This is a genomic window from Bosea sp. (in: a-proteobacteria) (assembly GCA_023910605.1).
In the GTDB taxonomy this organism is placed as follows: Bacteria; Pseudomonadota; Alphaproteobacteria; order Rhizobiales; family Beijerinckiaceae; genus Allobosea.
In genome coordinates, this window is sequence record JAAVVV010000001.1 from 2,305,181 (window position 1) to 2,331,296 (window position 26,116).

Annotated in this window: 24 protein-coding genes and 1 tRNA gene; 10 read left to right on the forward strand and 15 right to left on the reverse strand. The window is 66.7% G+C overall.

All coding sequences use genetic code 11. The features are described from left to right. Positions 1-3: 3 nt before the first annotated feature. The 4 genes from trpD to HEQ16_11100 form a co-directional block, all read right to left on the reverse strand. Positions 4-1,017, reverse strand: coding sequence for an anthranilate phosphoribosyltransferase (trpD, locus tag HEQ16_11085; protein ID MCO4054574.1), 1,014 nt, complete (start codon positions 1,015-1,017; stop codon positions 4-6). Between the two features lie 6 nt (positions 1,018-1,023). Then, the gene (locus tag HEQ16_11090) at positions 1,024-1,689 is read right to left on the reverse strand and encodes an aminodeoxychorismate/anthranilate synthase component II (protein ID MCO4054575.1); all 666 of its coding nucleotides are present in this window, start codon (positions 1,687-1,689) and stop codon (positions 1,024-1,026) included. Between the two features lie 127 nt (positions 1,690-1,816). Then, positions 1,817-3,421, reverse strand: coding sequence for an anthranilate synthase component I (trpE, locus tag HEQ16_11095; GenBank protein MCO4054576.1), 1,605 nt, complete (start codon positions 3,419-3,421; stop codon positions 1,817-1,819). Next, positions 3,339-5,249, reverse strand: a complete 1,911-nt coding sequence (locus tag HEQ16_11100) for a peptidylprolyl isomerase (protein ID MCO4054577.1) — start codon at positions 5,247-5,249, stop codon at positions 3,339-3,341. The genes trpE and HEQ16_11100 overlap by 83 nt, the downstream gene beginning before the upstream one ends. A 233-nt stretch (positions 5,250-5,482) precedes the next feature. Here HEQ16_11100 and HEQ16_11105 point away from each other — a divergent pair, with 233 nt between their 5' ends. The 5 genes from HEQ16_11105 (at position 5,483) to HEQ16_11125 (ending at position 9,977) form a co-directional block, all read left to right on the forward strand. After that, the gene (locus HEQ16_11105; protein ID MCO4054578.1) at positions 5,483-6,256 is read left to right on the forward strand and encodes a triose-phosphate isomerase; all 774 of its coding nucleotides are present in this window, start codon (positions 5,483-5,485) and stop codon (positions 6,254-6,256) included. Positions 6,257-6,549: 293 nt separating this feature from the next. Continuing rightward, complete coding sequence (gene secG, locus HEQ16_11110; protein ID MCO4054579.1) at positions 6,550-6,942, forward strand: preprotein translocase subunit SecG; 393 nt, start codon at positions 6,550-6,552, stop codon at positions 6,940-6,942. 140 nt (positions 6,943-7,082) lie between these two features. Then, positions 7,083-8,714, forward strand: a complete 1,632-nt coding sequence (locus tag HEQ16_11115) for a CTP synthase (protein ID MCO4054580.1) — start codon at positions 7,083-7,085, stop codon at positions 8,712-8,714. Beyond that, entirely contained in the window at positions 8,714-9,556 is an 843-nt protein-coding gene (locus tag HEQ16_11120; GenBank protein MCO4054581.1) for a VOC family protein, read from the forward strand. Before HEQ16_11115 ends, HEQ16_11120 begins: the two co-directional genes overlap by 1 nt. Positions 9,557-9,572: 16 nt before the next feature. Next, positions 9,573-9,977, forward strand: coding sequence for a DUF350 domain-containing protein (locus HEQ16_11125; GenBank protein ID MCO4054582.1), 405 nt, complete (start codon positions 9,573-9,575; stop codon positions 9,975-9,977). Positions 9,978-10,016: 39 nt separating this feature from the next. Here the strand turns inward: HEQ16_11125 and HEQ16_11130 are convergent, their stop codons facing one another. Both HEQ16_11130 and HEQ16_11135 read right to left on the reverse strand, forming a co-directional pair. Continuing rightward, positions 10,017-11,006: an AMP-binding protein gene (locus HEQ16_11130; protein ID MCO4054583.1), complete on the reverse strand. Its 990-nt coding sequence runs from the start codon at positions 11,004-11,006 to the stop codon at positions 10,017-10,019. A 15-nt stretch (positions 11,007-11,021) separates the two neighbouring features. Then, the gene (locus HEQ16_11135) at positions 11,022-12,908 is read right to left on the reverse strand and encodes an ABC transporter substrate-binding protein (GenBank protein MCO4054584.1); all 1,887 of its coding nucleotides are present in this window, start codon (positions 12,906-12,908) and stop codon (positions 11,022-11,024) included. A 278-nt stretch (positions 12,909-13,186) separates the two neighbouring features. Here HEQ16_11135 and HEQ16_11140 point away from each other — a divergent pair, with 278 nt between their 5' ends. Next, positions 13,187-13,918, forward strand: coding sequence for an invasion associated locus B family protein (locus HEQ16_11140; protein ID MCO4054585.1), 732 nt, complete (start codon positions 13,187-13,189; stop codon positions 13,916-13,918). A 112-nt stretch (positions 13,919-14,030) separates the two neighbouring features. Here the strand turns inward: HEQ16_11140 and hspQ are convergent, their stop codons facing one another. After that, a complete protein-coding gene (gene hspQ, locus HEQ16_11145) occupies positions 14,031-14,366 on the reverse strand; it encodes a heat shock protein HspQ (protein MCO4054586.1) in 336 nt (111 codons plus the stop codon). Positions 14,367-14,573: 207 nt separating this feature from the next. Between hspQ and HEQ16_11150 the strand changes: the two genes are divergently transcribed. Further along, positions 14,574-15,542, forward strand: coding sequence for an AEC family transporter (locus tag HEQ16_11150; GenBank protein MCO4054587.1), 969 nt, complete (start codon positions 14,574-14,576; stop codon positions 15,540-15,542). A 6-nt stretch (positions 15,543-15,548) separates the two neighbouring features. Here the strand turns inward: HEQ16_11150 and HEQ16_11155 are convergent, their stop codons facing one another. Next, entirely contained in the window at positions 15,549-16,724 is a 1,176-nt protein-coding gene (locus HEQ16_11155) for a UbiH/UbiF family hydroxylase (protein ID MCO4054588.1), read from the reverse strand. A gap of 44 nt (positions 16,725-16,768) precedes the next feature. Continuing rightward, positions 16,769-18,055, reverse strand: a complete 1,287-nt coding sequence (locus HEQ16_11160) for a SulP family inorganic anion transporter (protein ID MCO4054589.1) — start codon at positions 18,053-18,055, stop codon at positions 16,769-16,771. Between the two features lie 128 nt (positions 18,056-18,183). Between HEQ16_11160 and hflX the strand changes: the two genes are divergently transcribed. Beyond that, positions 18,184-19,647: a GTPase HflX gene (hflX, locus tag HEQ16_11165; GenBank protein ID MCO4054590.1), complete on the forward strand. Its 1,464-nt coding sequence runs from the start codon at positions 18,184-18,186 to the stop codon at positions 19,645-19,647. 24 nt (positions 19,648-19,671) lie between these two features. Here the strand turns inward: hflX and mazG are convergent, their stop codons facing one another. Beyond that, the gene (gene mazG, locus HEQ16_11170) at positions 19,672-20,517 is read right to left on the reverse strand and encodes a nucleoside triphosphate pyrophosphohydrolase (GenBank protein MCO4054591.1); all 846 of its coding nucleotides are present in this window, start codon (positions 20,515-20,517) and stop codon (positions 19,672-19,674) included. 186 nt (positions 20,518-20,703) lie between these two features. On the opposite strand from mazG, the gene HEQ16_11175 reads away from it, so the two are divergent. Then, on the forward strand, positions 20,704-21,000 hold the full coding sequence (locus tag HEQ16_11175; GenBank protein ID MCO4054592.1) for a hypothetical protein: 297 nt from the start codon (positions 20,704-20,706) through the stop codon (positions 20,998-21,000). 13 nt (positions 21,001-21,013) lie between these two features. Here HEQ16_11175 and HEQ16_11180 read toward each other — a convergent pair whose 3' ends face one another. Further along, positions 21,014-21,940, reverse strand: coding sequence for a DMT family transporter (locus tag HEQ16_11180; GenBank protein ID MCO4054593.1), 927 nt, complete (start codon positions 21,938-21,940; stop codon positions 21,014-21,016). Between the two features lie 111 nt (positions 21,941-22,051). Then, positions 22,052-23,335 carry a phosphopyruvate hydratase gene (gene eno / locus HEQ16_11185; GenBank protein ID MCO4054594.1) on the reverse strand — a complete coding sequence of 428 codons (1,284 nt, stop codon included), beginning with the start codon at positions 23,333-23,335 and terminating at the stop codon, positions 22,052-22,054. 215 nt (positions 23,336-23,550) lie between these two features. Here eno and queF point away from each other — a divergent pair, with 215 nt between their 5' ends. Then, positions 23,551-24,003, forward strand: a complete 453-nt coding sequence (queF, locus tag HEQ16_11190; protein ID MCO4054595.1) for an NADPH-dependent 7-cyano-7-deazaguanine reductase QueF — start codon at positions 23,551-23,553, stop codon at positions 24,001-24,003. Positions 24,004-24,013: 10 nt separating this feature from the next. On the opposite strand, the gene mgtE is transcribed toward queF, so the two are convergent. The 3 genes from mgtE to HEQ16_11205 form a co-directional block, all read right to left on the reverse strand. Next, on the reverse strand, positions 24,014-25,420 hold the full coding sequence (mgtE, locus tag HEQ16_11195) for a magnesium transporter (protein ID MCO4054596.1): 1,407 nt from the start codon (positions 25,418-25,420) through the stop codon (positions 24,014-24,016). A gap of 193 nt (positions 25,421-25,613) precedes the next feature. Then, positions 25,614-25,698, reverse strand: a tRNA-Leu gene (locus HEQ16_11200). A 93-nt stretch (positions 25,699-25,791) separates the two neighbouring features. Beyond that, on the reverse strand, positions 25,792-26,094 hold the full coding sequence (locus HEQ16_11205; protein MCO4054597.1) for a hypothetical protein: 303 nt from the start codon (positions 26,092-26,094) through the stop codon (positions 25,792-25,794). Between the last annotated feature and the right edge of the window lie 22 nt (positions 26,095-26,116).

The following is a 26,116-nucleotide window of genomic DNA, read 5'->3' on the forward strand; positions in this document are numbered from 1 at the left end:
GTCTCAGGCGTTGGAGGCGGCGATCAGCTTCGCAAGCGTGCCCTTTGCGGCCCGGCTGTCAAGGGCGCCGCCGGCGCGCTCCACGCCCTCGCGCAGCGAGCCCACAGCACCAGCCACCATGAGCGCGGCCGCGGCGTTGAAGACGGCAATGTCGCGATAGGGGATCTGCGCGCCATCCAGAACCGCGCTCAGCGCGCGTGCGTTGACCTCCGCCGTGCCGCCGCGCAGGTCCTCGATCCGGGCTGTCGCCAGCCCCACATCCTCGGGCTTGATCACGAAGCTGCGGGTGGCTCCATTCTCGAGCGCCACGACATGTGTCGGGCCGGTGGTCGTGATCTCGTCGAGCCCGTCGGCCCCGTGCACAGCCCAGACACGGTCTGAACCGAGCGAGCGCAGCACCTCCGTCATGGGCAGCAGCCAGCTCTCGGCGAAGGCGCCCAGAAGCTGGCGCTTGACGCCAGCAGGATTGGACAGGGGCCCGATGAGATTGAAGATGGTCCGTGTGCCCAGTTCCACCCGCACCGGCGCGACATGCCGCATCGAGGCATGATGCGCGGGCGCGAACATGAAGCCAAGGCCGGCTGCGGCCAGGCAGTGCTCCACGCCGGCAGCGTCGATCCCGACCTTGACGCCAAGCGCGGTCAGCACGTCCGCGGTGCCGGATTTGGAGGAAGCGGCGCGATTGCCATGCTTGGCCACCGGCACGCCGCAGGATGCCACGATGATCGAGGCCAGCGTGGAGATGTTGTAGCTGCCCGAATTGTCGCCGCCGGTGCCCACGATGTCGATGGCTTCGGCTGGCGCCTGAACCTTCAAGGTGCGCGAGCGCAGCGCGCTCACTGCACCAGCGATTTCCTCTGTCGTTTCGCCGCGCACGCGCAGGGCCATGAGGAATCCGGCCGACTGCGCTGGCGTAACCTCGCCCGAGAGGATCGTATCGAAGGCGTCGCGCGCCTCGGCGGCCGTCAGGCTGGCGCCCGTCGCGACCTTGGCGATGAAAGGCTTGAACGTATCCATGGGAGATCAGGACCTGGCAGGCTGGACGGCGGCGACCGCGGATGACGTTTTCGCGTCGCGCCATGACGCTGCGATGTCAAGAAAATTGCGGATGATGGTCGCGCCGTGTGCGGACATGATGCTCTCGGGATGGAACTGCACGCCGGCGATGGGCCAGTCCCGATGCGCAGCCGCCATGATCAGCTGGTCCTCGGTCTCGGCCTCGATCGCGAGTGCGGCGGGGCAGGAGGCCCTGTCGATCACCAGCGAGTGATAGCGCGTCGCTTCGAATGGCCCGTTGATGCCGCGGAACAGGCCGTGCCCGCCATGGCTGACGCGGCTGATCTTGCCGTGCATGGGCTGCGGCGCGCGCACCACCTTTCCGCCGAAGGCCTGGCCGATGGCCTGAAGGCCGAGGCACACGCCGAAGACCGGCTTTCGCCCGGGAGCGCCACGGACGACGTCAAGGCAGATGCCGGCCTCATTCGGCGTGCAAGGCCCGGGCGACAGCACGATGGCGTCCGCATGATGCGACAACGCCGCCTCCGCAGTCATCTGGTCGTTTCTGACGACCTCGATCGCCACCTCCTGCGCGCCAATCAGCTGCACAAGGTTGAAGGTGAAGGAGTCATAGTTGTCGATAAGCAGCAATCTCACGGCGCAGATCCTTGGCCTCGCCTGTGTGCCCGCCATGGTGGGAACGGTCAAGCGCCGCGCCAGTCCGGCCCAGGGCCGCAAGCGCACGCCCGCGCCCGCAAAAGCTTCGGCCGGAGCCTATTCATCAACGCAGGTCACGCCGGCTGGAAGCCGACCCATGCTGTCACTGCCCGCGTCCGGCGCGTCCGGCGAACCGCACCGCTTCTTCCGCCGCCCTGAATAACGCCTTGGCCTTGTTGGCGCATTCCATCTGCTCGGAAGCATTGACGGAGTCGTGCACGATTCCGGCGCCGGCCTGCACCGACATCACGCCGTCCTTGATGATCGCCGTGCGCAGCACGATGCAGGTGTCCATCTCGCCACTGGAGCCGAAATAGCCGATGCAGCCGCCATAGGCGGCGCGGGCATCGCCTTCCAGCTCGTCGATGATCTCCATAGCCCTGACCTTGGGCGCGCCCGAGACGGTGCCGGCGGGAAAGCCCGAGATCAGCGCGTCCAGCGCGTCCTTGCCCGGCGCCAGCGCCCCCTCGACATTCGAGACGATGTGCATCACCTGGCTGTAGCGCTCGATGAAGAAGCGGTCGGTCACGGCCACGCTGCCGATGGACGCCACGCGGCCCACATCGTTGCGGCCGAGGTCGAGCAGCATGAGATGCTCGGCCCGCTCCTTCGGATCGGCAAGCAGCTCTGCCGCCAGCGCCTCATCCTCGGCAAGGGTCTCGCCCCGGCGGCGAGTGCCCGCGATCGGCCTGATCGTCACCTTGCCCTGCCGCAGCCGCACCAGGATTTCCGGGCTCGAACAGACGATCTGGAAATCCTCGAAATCGAGATAGCACAGGAAAGGCGCCGGATTGACGCGCCTCAGGGCGCGGTAGAGGGCGAACGGCGGCAGCTCGAACGGCGCATCGAAGCGCTGCGACAGGACCACCTGGAAGATGTCGCCGGCCCTGATGTAATCCTTGGCGCGGTCCACCATGGCCGAATAGGCGTCCGGCGTGGTGTTCGATACCGGCGTCGGCGCGCTGAAGGCGCTGATGTCGATAGCGGCTTCCGCCGGCAGCGGCCCCTCCAGCGCGCGGACCACGGCTTCGATCCTGTCGCGAGCCGTCTCCATCGCCGCGCTGGCGCTGACGCCAGGCTCAGGCCGGACCGAGGCCACCACCGAAATCTCGTCCTTCACCGCGTCGAAGATCACCATCACGGTGGGACGGATCAGGATGGCGTCGGGCAGGTCGGGCCCGCTCGTCTTCCGGGCAGGAAGTCGCTCCATCAACCGGACCATGTCGTAGCCGAGATAACCGAACAGGCCCGCGGCCATGGGTAGATCGAGCCCGGCGGTGTCGAGCCGGCTGGCTGCGATGAGCTGGCGCAGGCTTGCGAAGGCCTCGCCATCCTCGGGAGAAAAGTCAGGCGAGCCGCGCAAGGGATGCGCCACCGCAACCCGCCCGCCCTCGCAGCGCCAGACCACATCCGGTTGCAGCCCGATCATCGAATAGCGGCCGCGCACGGCGCCGCCTTCGACAGACTCGAGCAGGAAGGCCGCGCCCTTGGCGAAGCTCCGCAGCTTCAGGAAGGCGGCGACGGGCGTCTCGCAGTCGCTGACCAGAACCTCGCACAGGATCTGCCCGGTTCCTGTCTCGTATTGCCGGGTGAAACGCGCCTGATCGAAAGCTGCAGCCACCGGATCAGCTCTCGCCGCCGCCCGTGGCGTTGCGGAACGTCGTCTGGTTGATGCGCACGCCCAGCCGCGTCTGCACAGCGCTGACATACTGCGCCAGAAGATCGTCGCCGACGGCGTTGCCGAGCTGCTGCGCGATCTGGTCCGCCTCCTGCGTGGTGCGCAGGAAAGGCGGCAGGCTGGCTGACTGGACCTTGAACACCATGCGCCCGCGCGCCGCCCCAAGCTCGGCCGTTCCAGCAGCGCCGATGGCCGTCGCGAAGGCCACGGTCAGGACATTCGCCGGGAACTCGGGCATGCTGCTTTGGCGGGTGAGAGGCGGGGAGTTGACCACGCCCACGCCCACCGACGCGGCGACCGCCTCGATCGTCTCGCCCTTGGCGAGGCGCTCGGTCAGTTCGCGGGCCCTGGCCTGAAGCCGCCGCGCGATCTCGTCCTGCTTCCACAGCGACGACACCTGGGCGCGCACATCGTCGAAGCTGCGTTCGCGGGCCTGCTCGATGCCGGTGAGGTCGAACCAGACATAGCCATTCGCGGGCGTGCGGACAGCCTCGTTGTCGGTGCCGATGTCGGCGCGGAACATCGCCTCGACCACCTGATCGAGCGCGGGCACGGCCGGCGATGGCGCGCCGCTGGCCTGCTGGCGGCTGCGGTCGATCGGCCCGATGGTCACGATCTTCAGCTTCATCTCGCTTGCAATCTCGGCGAGAGGGCGCGCGCTGGCGCGCATATCCTCGATGCGGTCATGCTTTTCAGTGATCTGCTGCCCGGCGCGGGCCAGCGCGAGATCGGCGCGGACTTCGGCCTCGACCTCCGTGAAGGGACGGACGTTTTCGGCCTCGATGCTTGGCGTGCGCACCAAAGCATGGCCGAAGGTGCCTGGCACGGGATCACTGACGGCTCCCGGCGCGAGTGCGAAGGCCGCCGCTGCAACGCCCTGGTCAAGCATTTCGGTGCGGGTGAAAATGCCGAGCTTGCGGTCGGCTTCGGAAATGTTGAGCTCGCGGGCGATCTCCTCGAAGGCCGTGCCGGCGCGGATGCGCGCCACGGCGGCTGCGGCGTCGGCCTCGATCGGGAAAACGATCTGCTCGACTGTGCGGCGCTCGGGCGTGCCGAAGCGCGACTTGACGCGCTCGTAATGGGCAAGCGCGTCGGGTGCGCTGACTGCGGCGGGATCGGCAAGTGCCTGAGGCGTCAGCGCAAGGGCGCTGGCGGTGCGGTATTCAGGCGCGCGGAAGCTGGCCTTGCGCTCTTCGAAGTAGGCCTTCAGCACGTCGTCGGCAGGGTCGGCCAATTCTCCCACCAGCGCCGGCGGCAGCTCCATCGCGGCCAGGATGCGCTGCTCGTTGCGATAGCGGTGCGCCGCCTCCTGCATGGCGATCGGGGCTGCGCTCAGTCCGGAAATTGCTTCAGCCAACTGGTTGCGGATGATCGCGCCGCGCTGTTCACGCACATACATCGCCTCGTTGAGCTGGGTCTGCCGCAGCAGTTCATTGAACATGCTGCGATCGAACTGGCCCGAAGGCCCCCTGAAATTCTGGTCCTCGACGATGGAGCGCGCCACCGACGCGTCGCTGATCGTCAGGCCCCGCGCCGAGGCTTCGGCATCCAGCGCCGCCTCGGTGACAAGGCGCGAGAGGACCTGCTGGTCAACGCCCAGCATCCGTGCCTGAGCGGGCGTGATGTTCTGCCGGAAGCGCCGCGAAAGGCGCTGCACCTCGGCCTGATAGGCCATCCGCACGCGCTCAAGGTCGATCTCCGTCTTGCCCACGGTGGCGACCGTGTTGCGCGCCTGTCCGCGGAAGATGTCGCCGATGCCCCATATGGCGAAGGAGCCGATCAGAAGTGCGAACAGGATGCCGACCAGGAGCTTGCCGGCCCAGCTTTTGCCGGCATTGCGGATTCTCTGCATCATCATGGCGGATGAACGGCTCCCGATCTCGTGCGCAGGGGGCGCTGCTTCCTGAAACGGCCCGCAAGCATCGCGGGCACGAACCTGGCGCAGGCGCGCTTCGCGGACTTATAGGGATGGCCCGCATCGCCTGCAATCAGGCAATTGCGGCCCCCGCGGCGGCTTGCTACCACCGGTGCGACGCCGGACAGCGTCCCTGTCCCCTTCCGGTCGGCGCAGGCCCCAAGCAGGAACAACCCATGAGCAGCCTCAAGCCCCTGATCGCCGGCAACTGGAAGATGAACGGCTTGCGGGCCTCGCTCAACGCCATGGTCGAGGTCGGCAAGGGCTTCGATGCCGACACCCGGCGCAAGCTCGACGTGCTGATCTGCCCGCCCGCGACGCTGCTCTATCTTGCCAGCGCCAGCCTCGTCGGAACCGGCATCGCGACCGGCGCGCAGGATTGCCACGCAGAGGCAACAGGCGCCTTCACCGGCGACATATCGGCCCCCATGATCGCCGATTCTGGCGCAACCCATGTCATCGTCGGCCATTCCGAGCGCCGCACGCTCCATGGCGAGACGAGCGAGATGGTTCGCGCCAAGGCCGCAGCCGCGCTCAGCGCCTTCCTCACACCGGTTATCTGCATCGGCGAGACGCTTGCCGAGCGCGAGGCGGGCCGGACCATCGCAGTGGTGAAGAAGCAACTCCGAGGCTCTCTGCCCACAGGCAGCGGCGAGGCCAGCCTTGATGGCTCCCGCATTGTCATCGCCTACGAGCCGGTCTGGGCGATCGGCACGGGCAAGACCCCGACAACGGCCGATGTCGCCGGGGTTCATGCCGAGATCCGTGCGGAGCTCGGCCGTCAGCTTGGCAAGGCCGAAGCCCTGAATGTGCGCATTCTTTATGGCGGATCTGTCAAGCCCTCGAATGCCGGCGAGTTGATGGCTCTTCCAAATGTCGATGGCGCGCTGGTCGGCGGCGCGAGCCTCAAGCCGGAGGATTTCCTCGGCATCATCCGCGCCGTGGGGTGAGGGCAGGCCTGCGGCTCGGCGGGCTTTCGGCCATGCGTCGAGCTGCCGGCCGTCCGAAGAGCGCGCCAGTCTGTCGAAGAAGGTCATGTCCGCCGCCAGCGCCTGCGGGGTTCTCGCATGTCGGGAAGATGTCGCCGGGATAGCCCACGCAGCGCTGGCTCTCGCCCAACCAAAGTCCGGTGGCTGTTTGTCCCGCGAGACATGCGCCTTCCCATCGGGGGTAGCGCATGCTAATCGGGCGCCAACATTCAGGGCTGGCGCTTTGCCGGCCGGCTTACTGTGTCCGTGAGATCATGCAGACAGTCCTCATCGTCATTCATCTGATCGTCGTCGTCGCGCTGGTCATCGTGGTGCTTCTCCAGCGCTCGGAGGGCGGCATGGGCCTTGGCGGCGGCGGCGGCGGCGTTTCGGGCTTCATGACGGGGCGGGGGCAGGCCAACGCCCTGACGCGCACCACGGCGATCCTGGCCGGCGTGTTCTTCCTGACGAGCATCACCCTGTCGATTCTGGCCTCGCAGAACCGGACGCCCGCTTCCATCCTCGATCGCGCGGCGCCCGCTGCCCCGGCTGTGCCGGGAGGGCCTTCGGCGCCGGCTCCCGCTGGCGGCTCGGTGCTGGACCAGCTCCGTCAGCTTCAGGACCAGAGCGGCGCACAGCCGCCCCGGCCGAATCTCCCGCCGCAGTAGGGCAGGCGGGCGTCTCGTCCTGGCCCTCGGCCGGAGCGCCGGCAGCGTTTTCTCTTGTGTGGACAATCGACGAACGCGGAGTGCGCGACGATGCGTGCGCTCTCCCCGAATCGCGCGAACAGGTTTAGAGGTCGAATCCCATGACGCGGTACATCTTCATCACCGGCGGCGTGGTTTCCTCACTTGGCAAGGGCATCGCGGCAGCCGCATTGGGCGCACTCCTGCAGTCGCGCGGCTACACGGTCCGGCTGCGCAAGCTCGACCCCTATCTCAACGTCGACCCTGGCACGATGAGCCCCTACCAGCACGGGGAGGTCTTCGTCACCGATGACGGCGCCGAGACCGATCTCGATCTTGGCCACTACGAGCGCTTCACCGGACGGGCCGCCCGGCGCGACGACAACATCACCACCGGCCGCATCTACATGGATATCCTGACCAAGGAGCGCCGCGGCGACTATCTGGGCGCCACGATCCAGGTCATCCCCCATGTGACCAACGCCATCAAGGACTTCGTGCTGCGCGGCAACGAGGATTACGACTTCGTTCTGGTTGAAGTGGGCGGTACGGTAGGCGACATCGAGAGCCTGCCCTTCCTCGAGGCCATCCGTCAGGTCGGCCAGGAGCAGCCGCGCGGCACGGTGATCTTCATCCATCTTACGCTGCTGCCCTATATCCCGAGCGCGGGCGAGTTGAAGACGAAGCCGACGCAGCATTCGGTGGCCGAGCTGCGCTCCATCGGCATCCAGCCCGACATCCTGCTGTGCCGCACGGACAGGCCCATCCCTGTCGAGGAGCGGCGCAAGCTCGCCCTGTTCTGCAATGTGCGGCCCACGGCGGTTATCGAGGCGCGCGACCTTGGCTCGATCTACGATGTCCCGCTCGCCTACCACGACGAAGGCCTGGACGACGAGGTGCTCGCCGCCTTCGGCATGACAGGCGCCGTCCAGGCCCCGGACGTGTCAGGATGGAAACGCATCTCGGAGCACATCCATGCGCCCGAAGGCGAGGTCACCATCGCCGTGGTCGGCAAGTACACGGGCATGAAGGATGCCTATAAGTCGCTTATCGAGGCCCTGACCCATGGCGGCATCGCCAACCGGGTGAAGGTCAATCTCGACTGGATCGAGAGCGAGGTCTTCGAGAAGGAAGACCCGTCTCCCTTCCTCGAGCACGTTCATGGCATCCTGGTGCCGGGCGGGTTCGGCAGCCGCGGCGCAGAAGGCAAGATCCGCGCGGCCCGCTTCGCGCGGGAACGAAAGGTTCCCTATTTCGGCATCTGCTTCGGCATGCAGATGGCCGTCATCGAGGCCGCCCGCTCTCTTGCCGGCATCGAGGCCGCCAACTCCTCGGAGTTCGGACCAACCACCGAGCCGGTGGTCGGCCTCATGACCGAATGGCTCAAGGGCAATGAGCTGGAGACGCGGGCGGCAGGCGGCAATCTCGGCGGAACCATGCGCCTCGGGGCCTACGAATCCGCGCTGGCCAAGGGCTCGCGCATCGCTGACATCTATGGCGCCAATGTCATCTCCGAACGGCACCGGCACCGTTACGAGGTCAACATGGCCTATCGCGAGCGGCTTGAGGCGAAGGGCATGCGCTTCGCTGGCGTCTCGCCGGACGGACTGCTGCCCGAGACTGTGGAATATGTCGACCATCCCTGGTTCATCGGCGTACAGTATCATCCCGAGCTGAAGTCTCGCCCTTTCGAGCCGCACCCGCTCTTCGCCAGCTTCATCGACGCCGCCAAAACCCAGAGCCGGCTGGTGTGATGGCGGCCGGCCTCGACCACTTCGTGCTGGCCGTGCACGATCTCGAGGCTGCGGCAGCCTTCTACCAGCGCCTGGGCTTCACGGTCGGCGCACGAAACCGCCACCCCTGGGGCACTCATAACCGCATCGTGCAGTGCCCGGGCACGTTTCTCGAACTCATCACCGTCGGCGAACCGGAAAAGCTCGTCGAACATGCGCCGGGTCGTTTTTCCTTCGGCGCTTGCGTGCGTGATTTCCTCGCTGCCGGGGAGGGCTTCGCCATGCTGGTGCTGGAAAGCCGTGACGCAGCCGCCGACAATGACCGCTTCGGAGCTGACGGCATCGGCGGCTATGAACCTTTCTTTTTCGAGCGTCAGGCCGTCGGGCCAGACGGCATGACCGTGCGCGTCGCCTTCAGCCTCGCTTTCGCCCGCAACGAGGCGATGGCTCGGCAGGCCTTTTTCGTCTGCCAGCAGCATGAGCCGCAGAGTTTCTGGAATCCGGCGTTTCAGCAGCATCCGAATGGCGCCGTCAGCTTCCCGGCGGTGACGATGGTCACAGCCGATCCCGCTGGCCAGATGGCATTTCTCGGGCGCTTCGCCGGCGCCGGGGATCTGGAGGACGACGCCAGAAGCCTTATCCTTGAGCGCGGACGCATCAATGTACTGGCGCCGGAGGCTGCGCAGGCGCATCATGGCTCCGATCGGGCCGGGCTCGCTGCCTTCACTGTCACGATCTCGGATCTGCGGTCGCTGGCCTTGCGGCTGGACGAAGCGGGCATCGGCTACCAGCTGGACGCCTTACGCCTTCTTGTCCCGTCCGATGCGGCCTATGGCGTGACCATCGAGTTTCAGGCCGCCTGAGGCCGAAAGGATGCCCATGTTCTACACATCGATCCAGGCCTTGCCCGATTTTCTGCTCTTCTTCAGCGCGGCCACCGCACTCACGGTGTTCTATCTGTTTCTCTACACGCTTTCGACCACGCACAACGAGTTCGAGCTTATCCGCCAGAACAACGTGGCGGCGGCCGCCTCTCTCGGGCTGAGCCTGACGGGGTTCGCGCTGCCGCTGTCGAGCGCCATCGTCAACGCCAAGACCGTGATCGACCTTCTGGTCTACGGCCTCGTGGCCATGGCGATCCAGATCCTGGTCTACTGGCTGGTGCGGCTGCTGCTGCCGAATCTCTCCCGGCGCATCGGCAATGGGGAGGTCGCCTCAGCGCTTTTCCTCGGCGCGGCCTCTCTGGCAGCAGGGGTGCTCACCGCCGCCTCGATGGTGTTCTGAGCCCGGCAGCGCGGCTCGAACAAACCCACGCCGGACCCGTCAGGCTTGCGGGTAAAGGTCGAGGATCCGTCCCGCCCCCGCGTCGCGTTCGGGCGCATCGCCTTGGGGCGCGCGGTGGATCATCACGATGGCGCTGATGGATTTATGCCCCACGATGCCGGCGGACCGCAATGCCGCCTCCACGCCCCCCGGCGCGATGAGGCAGGTCGGCCGGCCATCCGAGAGCCCGGCCCAGAGCGCGCTGAGAGAGAACAGGCCAAGCGGCATGTACTCGGCGCCCGTGAGCAGTGCGAGATAGGGCCCAGCGGCGAGGGCGCAGAGCCCAGGGCTGGTCATCAGCGAGAGGACCCGGCCCTCCTGCGACAGCCGGGTCTCTTTGGCGATCTCCATGGCGGCCGCCAGCAGATCGCTTTCGGTCAGGACCAGTCGCGCGCCCTCAGCGGTTTCGATGCCGATGGTCATGATGCCGGGCGGCGATGTCACGGTCGGAGGCGGCGGGGTCTCGCCGGCACCGCCCAGCACATGGTCCAGTGGCACCACGCCATCGGGCGCATCCGGCCCGAAGGCGCAGACAAGGCGCGGATTGAATGAGCGCGCAGCCGCGTCGCGCATCATGCGCGCCGGTTCAATGTCCCCGCAGCGTGTGCTCGCCAGCGCCACCGAAGGTCCTGCCACGTCGAGCCAATGGCGCAACTGGTCGGTTCTGGCGCTCAGCGGCAGCAGCATCGGGCGAAGCCCGGCCCGCAGCGCGCCGATCATGGCCAGCAGCATGTCCGAACCCATGGGTGCGAGGATCAGGGCCTGGGATCGCTCCGGCAATCGCGAAAGGCTGAGCAGGCCTGCAAGGCGCGTAGCGCGCTGGTCGATCTCGGCGAAGCTCAGATTCTGCCCATCGCTTCCGGCCCATTGCGACCGCCGCAGCGGCTCGCGCAGGAAGATGTCGCCCGGCCGCCTCCGCACAGCCATGGCGACGAGGGAATCGAGGCCGATGCCTTCGAGATCGAGCGTAGGTTTGCGCTGGGCGGACATGCGGCCGGTTCCTCGTCAGTTGGATATGCGCGCGCCATTGGCGGGCTCAGGCTCCCGCCACAGCGCTTCGACCGGAAAAGCGAAGCGCGCCGGCCGCGATGGCAGCCCGACCCCGCGCTGATGCGCGATCCAGATGTCAGGCAGATAGAAGAGCGGCACGACATAATGGCCGCCCATCACAAGGCGGTCGAGGACGCGCGCTGCGGCGACGTAATCCTCGCGCTCACGCGCGGCGAGCATCGCCTGGATCGCGCCGTCGATCGCGGTGGAGCTTGCGCCTGAATAGTTGAGCGAGCCCTGGCGGTCGGCCGCCGCCGTGCCCCAGCGATTGGCCTGCTCTGTGCCGGGGCTGGCCGATACGGGCCAGACCCATTGCACCATGTCGAAATCGAAAGCGGCGAGACGGCGCCAGTACTGCACGTCGTCGATCAGCCTGATCCGGGCCTCGACCCCGATCCGTTGCAGGGACTTGGCGTAGTTGAGCGCAAGCCTCTCCTGCGGGCGTGACGAGACGGTGATCTCGAAGGCCAGCGCCTCGCCCGAACGACGCCGGCGCATGACCCCGTCCGTGAGCGTGAAGCCGGCGGCCTCGAGCAGTCCCACGGCGCGCCGCGCGAGTTCACGGTCGCGGCCCGAGCCGTCCGATGTCGGCGGCGCCCAGCTTCCGTCCAGCATCGGCTGGGGGAGGGCGGCGCCAAGCCGTGTCATCAGCGCCATTTCGCGGGCATCGGCCGGCCGGCCTGCCGCCGACAGCTCCGAAGCGGCGAAGAGGCTGTCGGAGCGCTGGTAGACGCCGAAGAACAGGTTCCGGTTGGCCCAGTCGAAATCGAACATCAGGGCAAGCGCCTCGCGCACCCGCGGCTCCTGGAAGAGCGGCCGGCGCGTATTGAACACGAAGGCCGAAAGCCCCTTCGGCGCCTCCAGCGTGAGGGAACGGCGCAGGATCCTGCCCTCCCGCACGGCCGGAACATCATAGCCCGTCGTCCAGCGCGTGGGATCGGACTCGACCCTCAGATCCGAAAGCCCCGCCTTGAAGGACTCGAACAAGGAGTTGGAATCACGGAAGTAATCGTAGCGGATGACTTCGATGTTGTGCATGCCGCGCATCAAGGGGTGTTCCTGAGCCCAGTGATCCTGGCGGCGGGTGAGGGTGATGCTTTCGCCCGGCCGGATGTCGGTCATCAGGTAGGGCCCCGAGCCGACAAGCGGAGTGAATGTGGTCTCGGGGAAGGTGGCCGGGTTGGTGGCATGCCTGGCGAAGATCGGGATGGACCCGATGATCAACGGCGTTTCCCGATCAGCGCCGGGGCCGAACACGAAGCGCACCGTGCGCTCGTCCGGCGTCTCGACCTTCGCCACACGGCCAAGGCTCGATCGGTGGAATGGCTTGCCCTGCGTGCGCAGCATCTCGAAGGAGAACGCGACATCCGCAGCCGTGACAGGCGCGCCATCCGAGAACCGCGCGCGCGGATCGAGGTGGAACGTCACCCAGGCCCGATCATCCGGCAGCTCGATCTCGCGCGCGAGCAGGCCATATCCGGTGAAGGGCTCGTCTGGGGAGCGGTAGAGCAGGCTCTGCAGCACGAAACGCTGCATCGCATCGGGCGCCACCCCGCGCACGACGAAGGCATTGAGGCTGTCGAATGTGCCTTGCTGGCCAAGGATCAGCCGGCCGCCGCGCGGCGCGGCGGGGTTGACAAAGGGCAGGTGGCTGAAGCCCGCCGGCAGGCCCGGCTCGCCATGCATCGCGACCCCATGCCGCCGGGGCGTCTCGGTGGCGCCTGCGGGCGCGCCGATCAGCGCGGCAACGCACAACGCCGCCAGGGCGCGGCCGATCCACCCCGCAACGCCGCCAAGGCGAGCAACGAGGCCAATAAGCAAAGGGTTGGCGCGAATCCGCATGGCTTCATCCTAGCATGACGATCTTGATGCGTCTGAGGCTGGAAAAGTTTCCACTGAACAGATAAAGCGAAACCCGAGTCATGCTGTCGCCGCAATCGCGACCCTACTGCAGCCCTCCTTCCCGCCGCGTTCCAGCGAGCGTCCGGGGCGGGCCGCGGGGCGGCTGACGCCGTTGACTGTCGAGATGGCTGTCGGCCCAAGGGGCCGGCACGAACAAGGGGAATTCAATGTCCGTTTTCAAAGCGCCCGCCATGCAGGGGCCGCTCCGCCCGGCCAGGATGCTGGTGGCGACCGTTGCCGCCGCCTCCGTGATGGCCACGAGCTTCCCGGCCTTCGCGCAGCAGCCCGCTTCCCCGCAGCCGCGCCCGGCTGCGCCGGCGCCGCGCGCTCCGGCGCCGGCGGCCCCTGCGGCCCCTGCCGCGCCGGCCCAGGCGCAACAGCAGCCCGCCGGTCCGACCATCGTGCAGGTCCGGCCCGAGCCGAGCCAGACCGAATGGACCAAGGTCTGCGGCAAAGACCCCGGCAACCAGCGCGAAATCTGCTACACCACGCGCGACTTCGTGTCCGATCAGGGCCAGCCTGTCATGGCGGTGGCGGTCTACGACGTGAAGGGCGACAATAATCGCATCGTGCGCTTCCTGCTGCCTATCGGCCTTCTTCTCCAGCCCGGCATGCGCTTTGGCGTCGATCAGGCGCAGCCGATCGCCGGTCGCTTCCAGATATGCTTCCCCAATGGCTGCTTCGCCGAAGCCACGGTCAATGAGGCCCAGCTCAACGCCTTCAAGCGCGGCACCACCGTCAGCGTCAGCGTTCAGAACCAGGCGGCCCGCGAAGTCACCTTCCAGGTCCCGCTCGCAGGTTTCACAAAGGCATTCGACGGCGCGCCGATCGATCCGGCCGAGCTGCAGAAGCAGCAGGAGCAGCTTCAGCAGGAAATCCAGAAGCGCGAGGACGAGCTGCGCCGCCGCCTCACCGGCGAGGGTGGCCCGGCCGCTCCGCCGCGGCCCTGAGCCGAAAAGCCATCGCCAGACATGCAAAACCCCGGCCTGGCGCCGGGGTTTTCTGCTTCAGGGCGGAGGCTGTCGTCGGAGAAAGCCTTGCGGAGCAAGCCCGGCGCCCCTGTCAATTCAACCGGCCTGTGGCGACCTTGTACTCGCCATCGACCGAGCCGAGGAAATAGTCCTCGACCTGGGGATGCCGGACCGGCTCTCCGCTTTCATCTAGAACGAGGTTCTGCTCGGAAACATATGCGATATATTCTGTTTCTGCGTTTTCGGCGAGCAGATGGTAGAAGGGTTGGTCACGGGTGGGGCGCACATGCTCGGGAATGGAATTCAACCATTCCTCCGTGTTGGCGAACTCCGGATCGACATCGAAGATCACGCCCCGGAACGGATAGATCCGGTGCTTCACCACTTGTCCGATCCTGAATTTAGCGTCCCGCGCCTTCACATCCATCTCCGGTGCGGCCAGATCTTTGCCGTCGTCAAGAGCTAAGCACACCAGCCATGGGCGTCAATATCGCAGCGTGCCGCAGGGTGCATGCGCCTGCGCGCGGGTCCGCATGCGGCGCAGGCAAGGCTTGGGCGAAATGCGCAGTTGCCGCCGGCCCGTCAAGCTCTTACCCCTCGCGCAGGTCCACATTCCGCGATAGCCATGGCCAGCATCCTGTCCCTGCTTGATCTGGTGCTGCCATTCTTTGGCGTGATCGCGCTTGGCTACGCTTGCGGCAAGCGCATCAACCTGCCGGTCGCGGGTCTCGCCTGGATGCAGTTCTTCCTGATCTATGTGTCCCTGCCCACGCTGTTTTACCGGCTGATCGCCGACAAGCCGCTCAACGAGCTGACCAACTGGCCCTTCGTCATCGGCACGACGCTGTCGACCTATGTGGTCTTTGCGCTCTCCTTCGCGATCGGCCTTTACTTCACCAGGGGCAATCTGCCCCAGTCCGTGATGCAGGGTGTGGCGGGCGCCTATTCCAACATCGGCTACATGGGCCCGCCGCTGATTCTCGCAGCGCTGGGGCCGGCGGCGAGCGCACCGGTCGTTCTGATCTTCGTGTTCGACAATCTGCTGCTGTTCTCGCTGATACCCTTCCTGATGGCGCTGGCAGGGGTCGAGAAAAAGAGCGTTCTCCAGACAGCGCGCGAAGTGGCCTGGAAGGTCGCGACCCATCCGTTCAATGTCGCCACGGTGCTCGGCGTCATAGCCGCCTATTCGCAGCTCAAGCTGCCCAGCGCCCTCGACAAGATGACGATCTGGCTTTCCGGAGCTGCGGCTCCTTGCGCGCTGTTCTTGCTCGGCGTGACAGTGGCCATCCGCCCCATGACGAAGATGCCCGCCGAAGTGCCGCCGCTGATGTTCGTGAAACTGATCGTCCATCCGCTGCTGATTCTGCTCCTGCTCTCGATCATCGGGGATTTCCCGCCAAACTGGGTTTTCGCGGGCATGATCATGGCGGCGCTCCCGCCAGCCCTGAACATCTTCGTTATCTCGTCGCAATACGGGGTTGGCATCGAACGGGCCTCCGCCAGCATCCTGGTCGGCACCATTTCATCGATGGTGACGCTGACGCTGTTCCTCTGGCTGATCCGGGAGGGCTACATGCCGCACGACCTTTTCCCGGCTCGCTGAGCAGGCTCAGGCCCTTGTCGGGCTCAGGCCTTGCCGCATCATGAAGCGGCGCAGCGGCGCGAGCGTGTCGAGGGCCAGCAGGCCGAGCCCGCGTGCGAGATCGATGGGCACGAGGTCGGAGAGCAGCGAGCGGTTGAGCGCATCCACCGCGCTGGTCCGCGTGCGCACATCGCCCGCCCGGTTCCGCTCGTAGCGCTCCAGCCCCTCCGCCGCGCCCGGGTCCGAACCGGATGCGCAGGCCACGAGGCCGACCACGTCGCGGAAGCCCAGATTGAGCCCCTGCGCGCCAATGGGCGGGAACACATGCGCCGCCTCGCCCAGCAGGGCCGTCCGGGGACCCGTGAACCGCTCGACTGACAGCCCCCCCATCGGCGTCAGCCCGCGGGGGCCGTCGATGGTGAGCTGCCCGAGGATGGAATGGGTGCGCGTTTCAATGGCGGCCGCCAGTTCTGCGTCGCCAAGAGCCATCAGCCGCTGCGCCTCGTCGGGACTCGCCATCCAGACGACGCTGGAGCGACGCCCCGGCAGGGGCACCGTCGTGCAAGGGCCGAACCGCGTGTGGAACTCGGTGGACACGTCGCGGTGACGGCGCGTGTGCTTCACGATCGTCGTCAGCGCGGCTTGCGGATAGGTCCACGTCCTGGCGACGATCCCGGCATCGCGGCGCACGACCGATTGCCGGCCATCCGCGCCGCCCACGAGCCGGGCCTGGAGCGTCGCGCCATTCGCCAGCGCGACATCAGCATGGCCGCCGGCGTTGGCGGCCACGCTGGTCACGCTGTCCGTCAGGCGCGTGATCGCGGGGTGCGCGGCCACGGCGTCCAGCAGCGCTTCGTTGAGACGGACCGTCTCGACATTCCAGCCGAACTGCTCAAGCCCGATCTCGCCGGCCCGGAACTCCGTCGGCGGCCGCCTGAACAGGCTGCCCGTGTCATCCACGAGCCGCATCGTGGAGAGGGGCGCAGACACGGCCTGCAAGGTGTCGGCGACTCCAAACTGCTCGAGAAGCCGCCACGACACGTCCATGAGCGCCACCGTCCGTCCATCCCGCCGCGGCGAGGCAGGGCCGACCAGCGCGACCTCAAGTCCCCTGGCGGCGAAGGCCAGCGCCGCCGTCGCGCCAACCGGTCCGGGGCCGATGATGGCGACATCAAAAGCGCGGGCGGTGTCAGGGGTTGGCATGCGTCGCTTCTACCGCCTTGCATCTGATTGCGCCATATGGCGCATCAAGCCGCGCGCTTGCGCCACAGGGCGATGAAGCCGGCGAGGGCGCAGCCGGCGATCATGCCGACCATGAGGTCAACGAAGATGATGAGCAGGAAGGTCGTCGCCAGCACGGCCGCTTCGCCATCGCGCTGCATGAGGACACGGCCGACCTCGCCCTTGTCGGCCATGTTCCACGCCACCACCGCGAGCACGCCGGCCAGGGCAGCCAGCGGAACATGCGAGGCAAGCGGCGCGGCGACCAAAAGGAATGCGAGCAGGAACACGCTGTGCAGCATCCCGGCGATCGGGCTCGTGGCCCCGGCCCGGATGTTGGTGGCGGTGCGGGCGATGGTGCCTGTGACGCACAGCCCGCCAAACAGGGCGCTCGCCAGGTTTGCGAAGCCTTGCGCGACAAGCTCGATGTTGGCGCGGTGCCGTCGCCCGCTCATGCCGTCCGCCACCACCGCCGACAGCAGCGATTCGAGTCCCGCAAGAAAGGCGATGGCCAGCGCATCGGGAAGCACCATCAGCATCCGCTCTTGCGAGAGCGCGGGCAGCGATGGGTTGCCAAGCCCGCCCGGTATGCCGCCAAACCGCGTCCCGATCGTTTCCACCGGCAGCCCAAGCGCCAGCGACAGGACGGATGCCGCCGCCACCGCGACCAGCAGTCCCGGAATGGCGGGGTTCAGCCGCCTCAGCCCGAGAATCACGGCAATGACGCAAAGCGCGAGAGCGAGAGCCGCGAGGTTGACGCTCCCCCCCGCCTGCGCCAGCGCGATGAGCTTTGGCAAGAGCGCGGAGGGTTCCTTGCCCGGCACGGTCAGGCCGAACAGGTCCCGCAGCTGGCTCGCCAGGATGATGAGCGCGATCGCGGCTGTGAACCCCAGCAGCACCGCATGAGGCACATGGCGGATCAGGCCACCAAGCCTCAGAAGTCCGACGCACACGAGGATCGCGCCGCCCATCGCGGTGGCGAGCAGAAGCCCGTCGAAACCGTGCCGATCGATGATCGAAGCCACGAGCACGATGAAGGCCCCGGCCGGCCCGCCCACCTGAAAGCGGCTGCCGCCCAGCGCCGAGACGAGGAATCCGCCCACGATGGCCGCATAGAGCCCCGCTGCCGGCGTCGCGCCGGAGGCGATGGCGATCGCCATGGACAAGGGCAGCGCCACGATGGCCACCGTGAGCCCCGCCACGGCGTCCCGTCCCAGGCGCTGCGCGTCATAGCCCTCCGCGAGGGTCGAGATCAGTTTGGGGACCAACGGTTCGCCCGCGCCCCTATCCCCGGATAGTCTGGGCCCAGCCATGACGGGGCGACTCCTCAAAGGTTCCATGCGGCTGGAACAGCCTGATCATCTCACATCAGCAATGCGTGGAAAGCAATGAGCGCCTGCCTTGCCTCGACCCTGCCATCCCGCTGGGCTAATGTTGTCGAATGAATGATCAGATCATGGGCAAGGCCAAGGCCGACCGCGCTGTCAATGAGACCAGGAAGGCGCTGGACGAGATCGAGCGCGACATCGCCTCGGGCACGAGGGCCTTCGTGCTCGGACCCTATCTGTCGCCACGCGCTCAGCTCAAGGCTCATTCTGATCCCGAGCGGAGCCCCGCCGCGACGCGCGCCATGGAGGCGCGGTTGCAGGAGGCCATCGGCCTTGCCGCCGCCATCGACCTCACCGTCGCGGGCTCCGGCATCGCTCAGCTTCAGGCCATCCGTCCATCGACCTATATGGGCAAGGGCAAGGTCGAGGAAATCGCCGCGCTGATCGAGGCTGGCGAGATCCGGCTGGTGATCGTCGATGCGCCGCTCTCGCCCATCCAGCAGCGCAATCTCGAGAAAGCCTGGAAGTGCAAGGTCATCGACCGTACAGGCCTGATTCTCGAGATTTTCGGTCGCCGCGCCCGCACCCGGGAGGGCGCGCTGCAGGTGGAGCTGGCGCATCTGAACTATCAAAAGAGCAGGCTTGTCCGCTCCTGGACCCATCTTGAGCGCCAGCGCGGCGGATTCGGCTTCCTCGGCGGCCCCGGCGAGACCCAGATCGAGGCCGACCGCCGCCAGATCCAGGAGCGCGTCGGCAAGATCGAGCGCGATCTTGAAACCGTCGTCCGCACGCGCGGGCTTCACCGCAAGAGCCGCACCAAGGTGCCATATCCGGTGGTCGCGCTGGTGGGCTACACCAACGCAGGCAAGTCCACGCTGTTCAATCGGCTGGCGGGTGCGGATGTGTTCGCAAAGGACCTGCTCTTCGCCACGCTCGATCCCACCGCGCGCGCCATCCGCCTGCCGCACGGGCAGAACGTCATCCTCACCGACACGGTCGGCTTCATTTCGGATTTGCCGACCATGCTCGTCGCGGCCTTCCGCGCCACGCTTGAGGATGTGGTGGAGGCTGATGTCATCCTGCACGTCCGCGATGTGGCGCATGACGACACCGAGGCCCAGAGCGCCGACGTCGAGGTCATCCTGCGCGATCTTGGCGTGCGCGGCGCGCGCCCCGGCTCAGGCGAGGCGCAGCAGGGCGAGGGGCCGACGCCCTTGATCGAGGTCTGGAACAAGGCGGACCTGCTGGAGCCGCACGTTCATGACCAGTTGGCCGAGATCGCCGCCCACCGCCCGATCGAGGAGCGGCCTGCGCTGGTTTCGGCGCTCTCGGGCGAGGGCATAGCTCCGCTACTGGCCCGGATCGAGGACAGGCTCGCGCGCGATGCCTCGAACTTCGTCATCACGCTTGATCCCTCGGACGGCGCGGGCCTCGCCTGGCTCTACACGCAAGGCGAGGTGCTCGAACGCCGCGAGGATCAGGACGGCCGCATCATCATGGTCGTGCGGGCGCCGCCCCAACGCCGCGATCGCATCCTGCAGCGCTTTCCCTCGGCGCGGGAGCGCCCCGGGCATTAAGGTCCGGCTTGAGGCCACGATTCTTCAGGAGCGGGCGTCCGCAGCCGATGATGTCTCCGCATCCTTGGCCGCGTTCCAAAGCGCGTCCATCTCCTCGAGGCTGGCCGTGGCGGGCGTCGCCCCCCGCGCTGCCAGCGCGCGCTCGATGAAGGCGAAGCGGCGCATGAACTTGGCGTTCGCGCCGGCCACCGCCCGGTCGGGATCGATTCCCAGATGGCGCGCCAGGTTGGCGATGGCGAAGAGCATGTCGCCTGTCTCGTCAGCGATCGCGTCCCTCTGGCCCGTCTTCAGCGCTGCCTCGATCTCGTCGATCTCCTCGCGCATCTTCGCCAGCACGGCGAGAGGATCGTTCCAGTCGAAGCCGACGGTGCCGGCCCTGGCCTGCAGCTTCACCGCGCGGGCCAGCGGCGGCATCGCGGCGGAAATGTCGGCGAGAAGGCCAGGCTCCGGGTTGCCCGGGCCGGCCTTTTGCCGTTGCGCGGCGCGCTCGGCTTTTTCCTCAGCCTTGATGCGCCGCCAGGAGGCCTTGACCTCCTCCGGCGTCCATGTCCGCCTCTCGCCGAAGACATGGGGATGGCGCCGTATCATCTTGGCGTTGATTGCCTCCACCACATCGGCGAAGTCGAACAGGCCCTCTTCCTCGGCCATGCGGGCATGGAACACGACCTGAAGCAGCAGGTCGCCAAGCTCCTCGCGCAGGTCCGGCATGTCGCCGCGCTCGATCGCATCGGCCACCTCATAGGCCTCCTCGATCGTGTAGGGGGCGATGCTGGCGAAGTCCTGCTCCAGATCCCACGGGCAGCCGGCGCCCGGCGTGCGCAGCGCCGCCATGACGGCAAGAAGGCTTTCGATGTCGCGGCCGGGTTTCATCGCCCGACCCTAGCGGCGCGCCGTCCTGCCGTCAGCGCCGGCTGCGGCAAAAGGCTGTGGAGAGCGCGCCTTGCTTTCGCCCGAGCCCAAGGCCACATAGGAACCTCGGCGATGGGTTCGCCGCAAGGTGCCAGATTGATGCTCCGCTTGTCCTTCCGTGGACGCTCGCGCCGGAAATCGGTGACCATGCCCAGCTGGGCCTTCGGGCTCATGGCGGCCGGCAGCGCCGCGTTGGGCATCGCCATGTTCCTGGTCATCAGCGCGCTTGCGGTGCTGCTTTTGCCGGTCGTGCTGCTCGCGGGCGGGGTCACGGCCTTCGTGATGCGCAAGCGCATCGAGCGCGTGCTGAGCGGCGCGGGCCTGTCGACGCCTCGGCCAGGCGTGGACCGCCGGCATGCGACGCGCAAGCCGCCCGGCCCGGACATCGAGGATGTGGAGTATCGCGTCATTGAGGAGCCGGCGCGAGATACTTCGCGCCGCTGATCGGGTGCAGCATTCAGGCCGGCGTCGCGTCATGCCGGGGCTTGGGCGCCGGCTTCCAGGCGGCCATGAGCAGCCCGCTTACGATGAGCCCTATGCCCGCAAGCTGGAGCGGCCCCGGCCATTCACCGAGGATCGGCATGCCCATAATGGTTCCGACGACCGGGATCATGGGCGGGAACCGGCCAGCGACGCCCACACCGATGATCTTGGCCGCCCAGGCCCAGACCCAGAGCCCGATCACCACGTTCAGCAGGCCCTGGTTGAGCCCATGGGCCAGCAGCACCCACCAGGGCGCCACATCGAAGCCACGGAAGAAGAACAGCGCGTAAAATGGCAGGTAGGCGATCGACAGAACCGAAACGATGGCCGTCGCCTTGAGCCCGTCAGTCTTCCAGCGAGTCAGCATCAGCGGATAGAAGCCCCAGAGCAGGCCAACCCCGAGGAAGCACAGATCGCCCCACAGCATGTCCGGCGTCGCGGCCGAGGGCTTGGCGCCAGCCACCGCGAGGCAGGCCAGACCTGACAGCACCACGGCGATGCCGATGACAAGCGGCCGGCTCAGCTTCGTGCCGAACATCATGACGCCGCCGATGATGCCGATGAGGGTCACGGTGCCCGGGCCGATTGACGCGCCATGGGCGGCGGGCGCCATGGTCAGCCCGGTGAGCATCAGCCAGCTCATGGGAAAGCCGCTCATTGCCGTGAGCGCAAGCCCGCGGCCCCAGCCGATGCCCGCGCAATCACGCCAGCCCGTGAGCCCGAAGACCGGCAGAAGAATCAGGCCCGCCAGTGCAAATCGCAGCGCCAGCAGGTCGTGCGCTGACAAGCCGTTGAGCACCGCATGCCGGCTGACCACAAAGTTCGAGCCGTAGATCAGCATCGCGAAGGCCATGCCGGCGAAAGCAAGGTGCCGTTTCGAGAGGTTCGTCAGAAATGCCATGCGATCCGCCGTGCGCCCATGGCGATAAGACATGAGCGCGCCGTCATTGAAAACGGCGCGCAACGCATGGCTGCGTGCGCGCCGCATGCGAAAGTCCGGCCGCCTGTGCGGTCAGGCGAGGGCCTTCAGCGCGGCCTTGCCGGCATAGAGCGCCTGCGAGCCCAGCTCCTGCTCGATGCGGATGAGCTGGTTGTACTTCGCGGTGCGGTCGGAACGGGAGAGCGAACCTGTCTTGATTTGCCCGCAATTGCTGGCGACGGCGAGGTCAGCGATGGTCGAATCCTCGGTTTCGCCCGAGCGATGCGACATCACGGCCCGGAAGCCGGCACGCTGTGCGGTGTCGATCGCGTTGAATGTCTCGGTCAGCGAGCCGATCTGGTTCACCTTGATCAGGATGGCGTTACCATAGTCGCCCTTGATGCCGCGGGTCAGGCGCTCGACATTGGTGCAGAACAGGTCATCGCCTACGAGCTGGCAGGACGCGCCGATGCGCGAGGTCAGCATCCGCCAGCCCTCCCAGTCATCCTCCGACATGCCGTCTTCGATCGAGACGATCGGGTAGGCGGCGACCAGAGATGTGAGGTAATCGACCTGCTCGGCGATCGGGCGCTTCTTGCCTTCGCCGTGATAGTCATAGACGCCGTTCTGGAAGAACTCCGTCGCGGCGCAATCGAGCGCCAGATGCACATCCTCGCCCGGCTTGAAGCCCGCCCTGGTGATGGCCTGCATCACGAAGTCCAGCGCCGCTTCAGCGGATGCGAGGTTCGGCGCGAAGCCGCCCTCATCCCCGACATTGGTATTGTGGCCGGCTTTCTTGAGCGCGCCCTTGAGGGTCTGGAATATCTCGGAACCCCAGCGCACCGCTTCGGCCAGCGTCGGCGCGCCGGTCGGCATGATCATGAATTCCTGGAAGTCGATGGGATTGTCGGCATGAGCGCCGCCATTGATGATGTTCATCATCGGAACGGGGAGGGTGCGGGCCTGCGTGCCGCCGACATAGCGATAGAGCGGCAGGGCGGATGCGTCGGCAGCAGCCTTGGCCACGGCAAGAGATACGCCGAGAATCGCATTGGCGCCGAGCCTGGCCTTGTTGGGCGTGCCGTCGAGCTTGATCATGGCCTCGTCGATCAGCACCTGCTCCTCGGCCTCCAGCCCGACAAGTTCTTCCGCGATGCTTTCGTTGACGGCGGCCACAGCCTTCAGAACGCCTTTGCCGCCATAGCGGGAGGCGTCGCCATCGCGCAGCTCGACGGCCTCATGCGCGCCGGTGGAAGCGCCTGATGGCACGGCGGCGCGGCCCATGGAGCCATCCTCCAGGATCACGTCGACTTCTACGGTCGGATTGCCGCGCGAGTCGAGAATCTCGCGAGCGCTGATGTCGATGATCGCGGTCATGGGCAGCTCCCTTATGGGGGTGAATGGTTGAGGGCTTCGGTTACGTCGATTGGGCAACTGGCGCAAGGGTTCCGCCTGGGCAACGCAGCGGGGGGCTCGCCAAACCCGGCATTCCATCCAGGGCGACGGACGCCTGATCGAAAGCGCGGCGGCGATGAGTTGCGCTTGGGTGTCGAGCCTGCCAAAAGGCCCGTGTGTCGTCACCAGGAGCCGCCATGGCCAGTCCATCGACCGTCCACCTCGGACAATCCTCCACCATTCCCGCATCGCCGGAAGAGGCCGTCCTTGACCGTGTCCCCAACCCCCACCCCGGCACGGAATATCTGGCGCGCTTCACCGCGCCCGAATTCACCTCGATCTGCCCTGTCACCGGTCAGCCCGATTTCGGCATCCTCGTCATCGACTATGTGCCCGGTGACTGGCTGGTCGAATCGAAATCGCTGAAGCTCTACCTAACCAGCTTCCGCAATCATGGCGCTTTCCACGAAGACTGCACCATCGGCATCGGCAAGAGGCTGGCGGCCCTGCTCGAGCCGCGATGGCTGCGCATCGGCGGCTACTGGTATCCACGCGGCGGCATCCCGATCGACGTGTTCTGGCAAACGGCCGCCCCGCCGCAGGGCCTGTGGCTGCCCGATCAGGGCGTGGCACCCTATCGCGCGCGCTGATTGCGGCGCGCTACAGGCCAAACCAGAGCGTCGCGATCCCCAGGAAAGCGAAGAAGCCGACCACATCCGTCACCGTGGTGACGAAGGTGCCGGATGACACGGCCGGGTCGATGCCAACCCTGTCCAGCATGATGGGAATCGCGGCGCCCGCGACGGCAGCGGCGAACAGATTCGCCATCATCGCAAGCCCGATCACCACGCCGAGTTGAGGATTGCCGAACCAGAGGCCCGCCACCGCGCCCGTGATGAGGGCGAAGGCCGCGCCGTTGATGAACGACACGAGCAATTCGCGCTTCACGAAACGGTTGATGTTCAAGTTGCCGAGTTCGCCCGTGCCAAGCGCCCGCACGGCCACCGTCATGGTCTGGGTCGCGGCATTGCCGCCCTGGCTGGCCACCACCGGGGCAAGCACGGCCAGAGCCACCATCTTCTCCAGGCTGCCTTCGAAGAGCTTCATCACGGCCGCTGCGAAGAAGGCGGTAAGGAGATTGACGAAAAGCCATTGGAAACGGCTTCGCGCGATCGCGGGCACGGTATCCGAAAGTTCCTCATCCGCCTTGACGCCGCCAAGCGCCTTGATCTCCTCGTCCGCCTCGTCGTCGATGATGTCGACGATGTCGTCGATGGTCATCACGCCGACCAGCCGTTCCGCCGCATCGATCACCGGCGCCGAGACGAAATTGTAGCGCTTGAAGATCTGCGCCACGTCGGTGAGCTCATCCGTCGCCTTGATCGTCCTGCGGTCAGGGTCGGCAAGCGCCGCCATCTTCACGGGACGCTTTGTGCGCAGGAGCTTGTCGAGCGCTACCGCTCCAACGAAGCGCTGCGAAGGATCGACCACATAAATCTCGTAGAAGGTTTCCGGCAGGTCCTGCGTGTCGCGCATGAAGTCGATCGACTGACCCACGGTCCAGAAAGGGGGCACCGCGATCACCTCGGTCTGCATGCGGCGCCCGGCGCTGCCCTCCGGGTAATCGAGACTTTTCTGGAGCGCGATCCGCTCCGTGGCCGGCATCTTGTCGAGGATTTCCGCCTTGTCGGCCTCATCCATGTCTTCGAGGATGTAGACAGCATCGTCGGAGTCGAGCTCGCGCATCCCCTCTGCGACGGTCTCGGGCTCGAGTTCCTCGAGGATTTCCTCGCGGATGGCGTCGTCGACCTCGGTCAGCGCCGTGAAGTCGAAGTCTGCTCCAAGCGTCTCGATCAGCTTGGGCCGGTCATCGGCATCGAGCGCCTGCAGAAGAGCGCCAAGGTCTGCCTCGTGCAAGGCGCCCGCCAGAGCCAACAGGCCATCATGATCGCCCGCCGCGACGAAATCCTCGACACGCGCCACGAACGCAGCTTCAATCTCGCCATCCTCGTCCCTGAAGGCGAGTGGCAAGGATTGCTGCGCTGCGTTGGCTCGCTCGTCCAGCATGCGGTTCCGTCCTGGCGCCCGGGGGATGATCGACGGACTTGTCGCAAACCGGGGCTGGATTGACAACGCTGCAAAGGCGCGAAACCGGCCGTTGGCCGATCATATCCCCGGCGCCAGAGCTGTACCGGGCTGTGCCCAAACGCAAGACGGCGACCCTTGCAGGATCGCCGTCTCACAGGCTTTCGCCCAGATTTGGTGCGGCCAAGAGGACTCGAACCTCCACTAGTTTCCCAACTAGCACCTCAAGCTAGCGCGTCTACCAATTCCGCCATGGCCGCGGGAAGCCCCTGGTTGCGTCGCAACGCGAAGGCAGCGAGCGCGGCTTAGCAAATCACCGTCACCGCCACAAGCACGAAAACCTCGCGGCGACGTCAGGCTGCGATGGCATCGGGCCCGGGTTCGGGCTCCGGTTCCTCGGGTCGATAGACCTCGCGTATGATGCGGGGACGCTTTAGCAGCTCCGTGACCTCGATCTGGATTCGCGTGCCGGACACGATCACCTGGCCCATGGCGAAGACATGCCCATTGGCGACGATTTCGACGAAATCCGCCTCGCTCGTGGTGAGCTCGACCACCGCGCCGCGGCCCATGCGCAGCAGCTTGTGGACCGGCATGATGGTCTGGCCAAGGATCACGCTGACATCGATCAGCACCTTGTCAAGATCGGTCTGCAACGCTTGCCTCCTGCACGCGGAC

What these genes read in the sequence shown, in the direction of transcription:
- trpD (MCO4054574.1), bottom strand. Translation starts at nt 1,017, where the DNA reads ATGGATACGTTCAAGCCTTTCATCGCCAAGGTCGCGACGGGCGCCAGC.
- HEQ16_11090 (MCO4054575.1), bottom strand. Translation starts at nt 1,689, where the DNA reads ATGGCGGGCACACAGGCGAGGCCAAGGATCTGCGCCGTGAGATTGCTG.
- trpE (MCO4054576.1), bottom strand. Translation starts at nt 3,421, where the DNA reads ATGTCAGCGCTGTGCAGACGCGGCTGGGCGTGCGCATCAACCAGACGA.
- HEQ16_11100 (MCO4054577.1), bottom strand. Translation starts at nt 5,249, where the DNA reads ATGATGATGCAGAGAATCCGCAATGCCGGCAAAAGCTGGGCCGGCAAG.
- HEQ16_11105 (MCO4054578.1), top strand. Translation starts at nt 5,483, where the DNA reads ATGAGCAGCCTCAAGCCCCTGATCGCCGGCAACTGGAAGATGAACGGC.
- secG (MCO4054579.1), top strand. Translation starts at nt 6,550, where the DNA reads ATGCAGACAGTCCTCATCGTCATTCATCTGATCGTCGTCGTCGCGCTG.
- HEQ16_11115 (MCO4054580.1), top strand. Translation starts at nt 7,083, where the DNA reads ATGACGCGGTACATCTTCATCACCGGCGGCGTGGTTTCCTCACTTGGC.
- HEQ16_11120 (MCO4054581.1), top strand. Translation starts at nt 8,714, where the DNA reads ATGGCGGCCGGCCTCGACCACTTCGTGCTGGCCGTGCACGATCTCGAG.
- HEQ16_11125 (MCO4054582.1), top strand. Translation starts at nt 9,573, where the DNA reads ATGTTCTACACATCGATCCAGGCCTTGCCCGATTTTCTGCTCTTCTTC.
- HEQ16_11130 (MCO4054583.1), bottom strand. Translation starts at nt 11,006, where the DNA reads ATGTCCGCCCAGCGCAAACCTACGCTCGATCTCGAAGGCATCGGCCTC.
- HEQ16_11135 (MCO4054584.1), bottom strand. Translation starts at nt 12,908, where the DNA reads ATGCGGATTCGCGCCAACCCTTTGCTTATTGGCCTCGTTGCTCGCCTT.
- HEQ16_11140 (MCO4054585.1), top strand. Translation starts at nt 13,187, where the DNA reads ATGCTGGTGGCGACCGTTGCCGCCGCCTCCGTGATGGCCACGAGCTTC.
- hspQ (MCO4054586.1), bottom strand. Translation starts at nt 14,366, where the DNA reads ATGGATGTGAAGGCGCGGGACGCTAAATTCAGGATCGGACAAGTGGTG.
- HEQ16_11155 (MCO4054588.1), bottom strand. Translation starts at nt 16,724, where the DNA reads ATGCCAACCCCTGACACCGCCCGCGCTTTTGATGTCGCCATCATCGGC.
- HEQ16_11160 (MCO4054589.1), bottom strand. Translation starts at nt 18,055, where the DNA reads ATGGCTGGGCCCAGACTATCCGGGGATAGGGGCGCGGGCGAACCGTTG.
- hflX (MCO4054590.1), top strand. Translation starts at nt 18,184, where the DNA reads ATGAATGATCAGATCATGGGCAAGGCCAAGGCCGACCGCGCTGTCAAT.
- mazG (MCO4054591.1), bottom strand. Translation starts at nt 20,517, where the DNA reads ATGAAACCCGGCCGCGACATCGAAAGCCTTCTTGCCGTCATGGCGGCG.
- HEQ16_11175 (MCO4054592.1), top strand. Translation starts at nt 20,704, where the DNA reads ATGCCCAGCTGGGCCTTCGGGCTCATGGCGGCCGGCAGCGCCGCGTTG.
- HEQ16_11180 (MCO4054593.1), bottom strand. Translation starts at nt 21,940, where the DNA reads ATGGCATTTCTGACGAACCTCTCGAAACGGCACCTTGCTTTCGCCGGC.
- eno (MCO4054594.1), bottom strand. Translation starts at nt 23,335, where the DNA reads ATGACCGCGATCATCGACATCAGCGCTCGCGAGATTCTCGACTCGCGC.
- queF (MCO4054595.1), top strand. Translation starts at nt 23,551, where the DNA reads ATGGCCAGTCCATCGACCGTCCACCTCGGACAATCCTCCACCATTCCC.
- mgtE (MCO4054596.1), bottom strand. Translation starts at nt 25,420, where the DNA reads ATGCTGGACGAGCGAGCCAACGCAGCGCAGCAATCCTTGCCACTCGCC.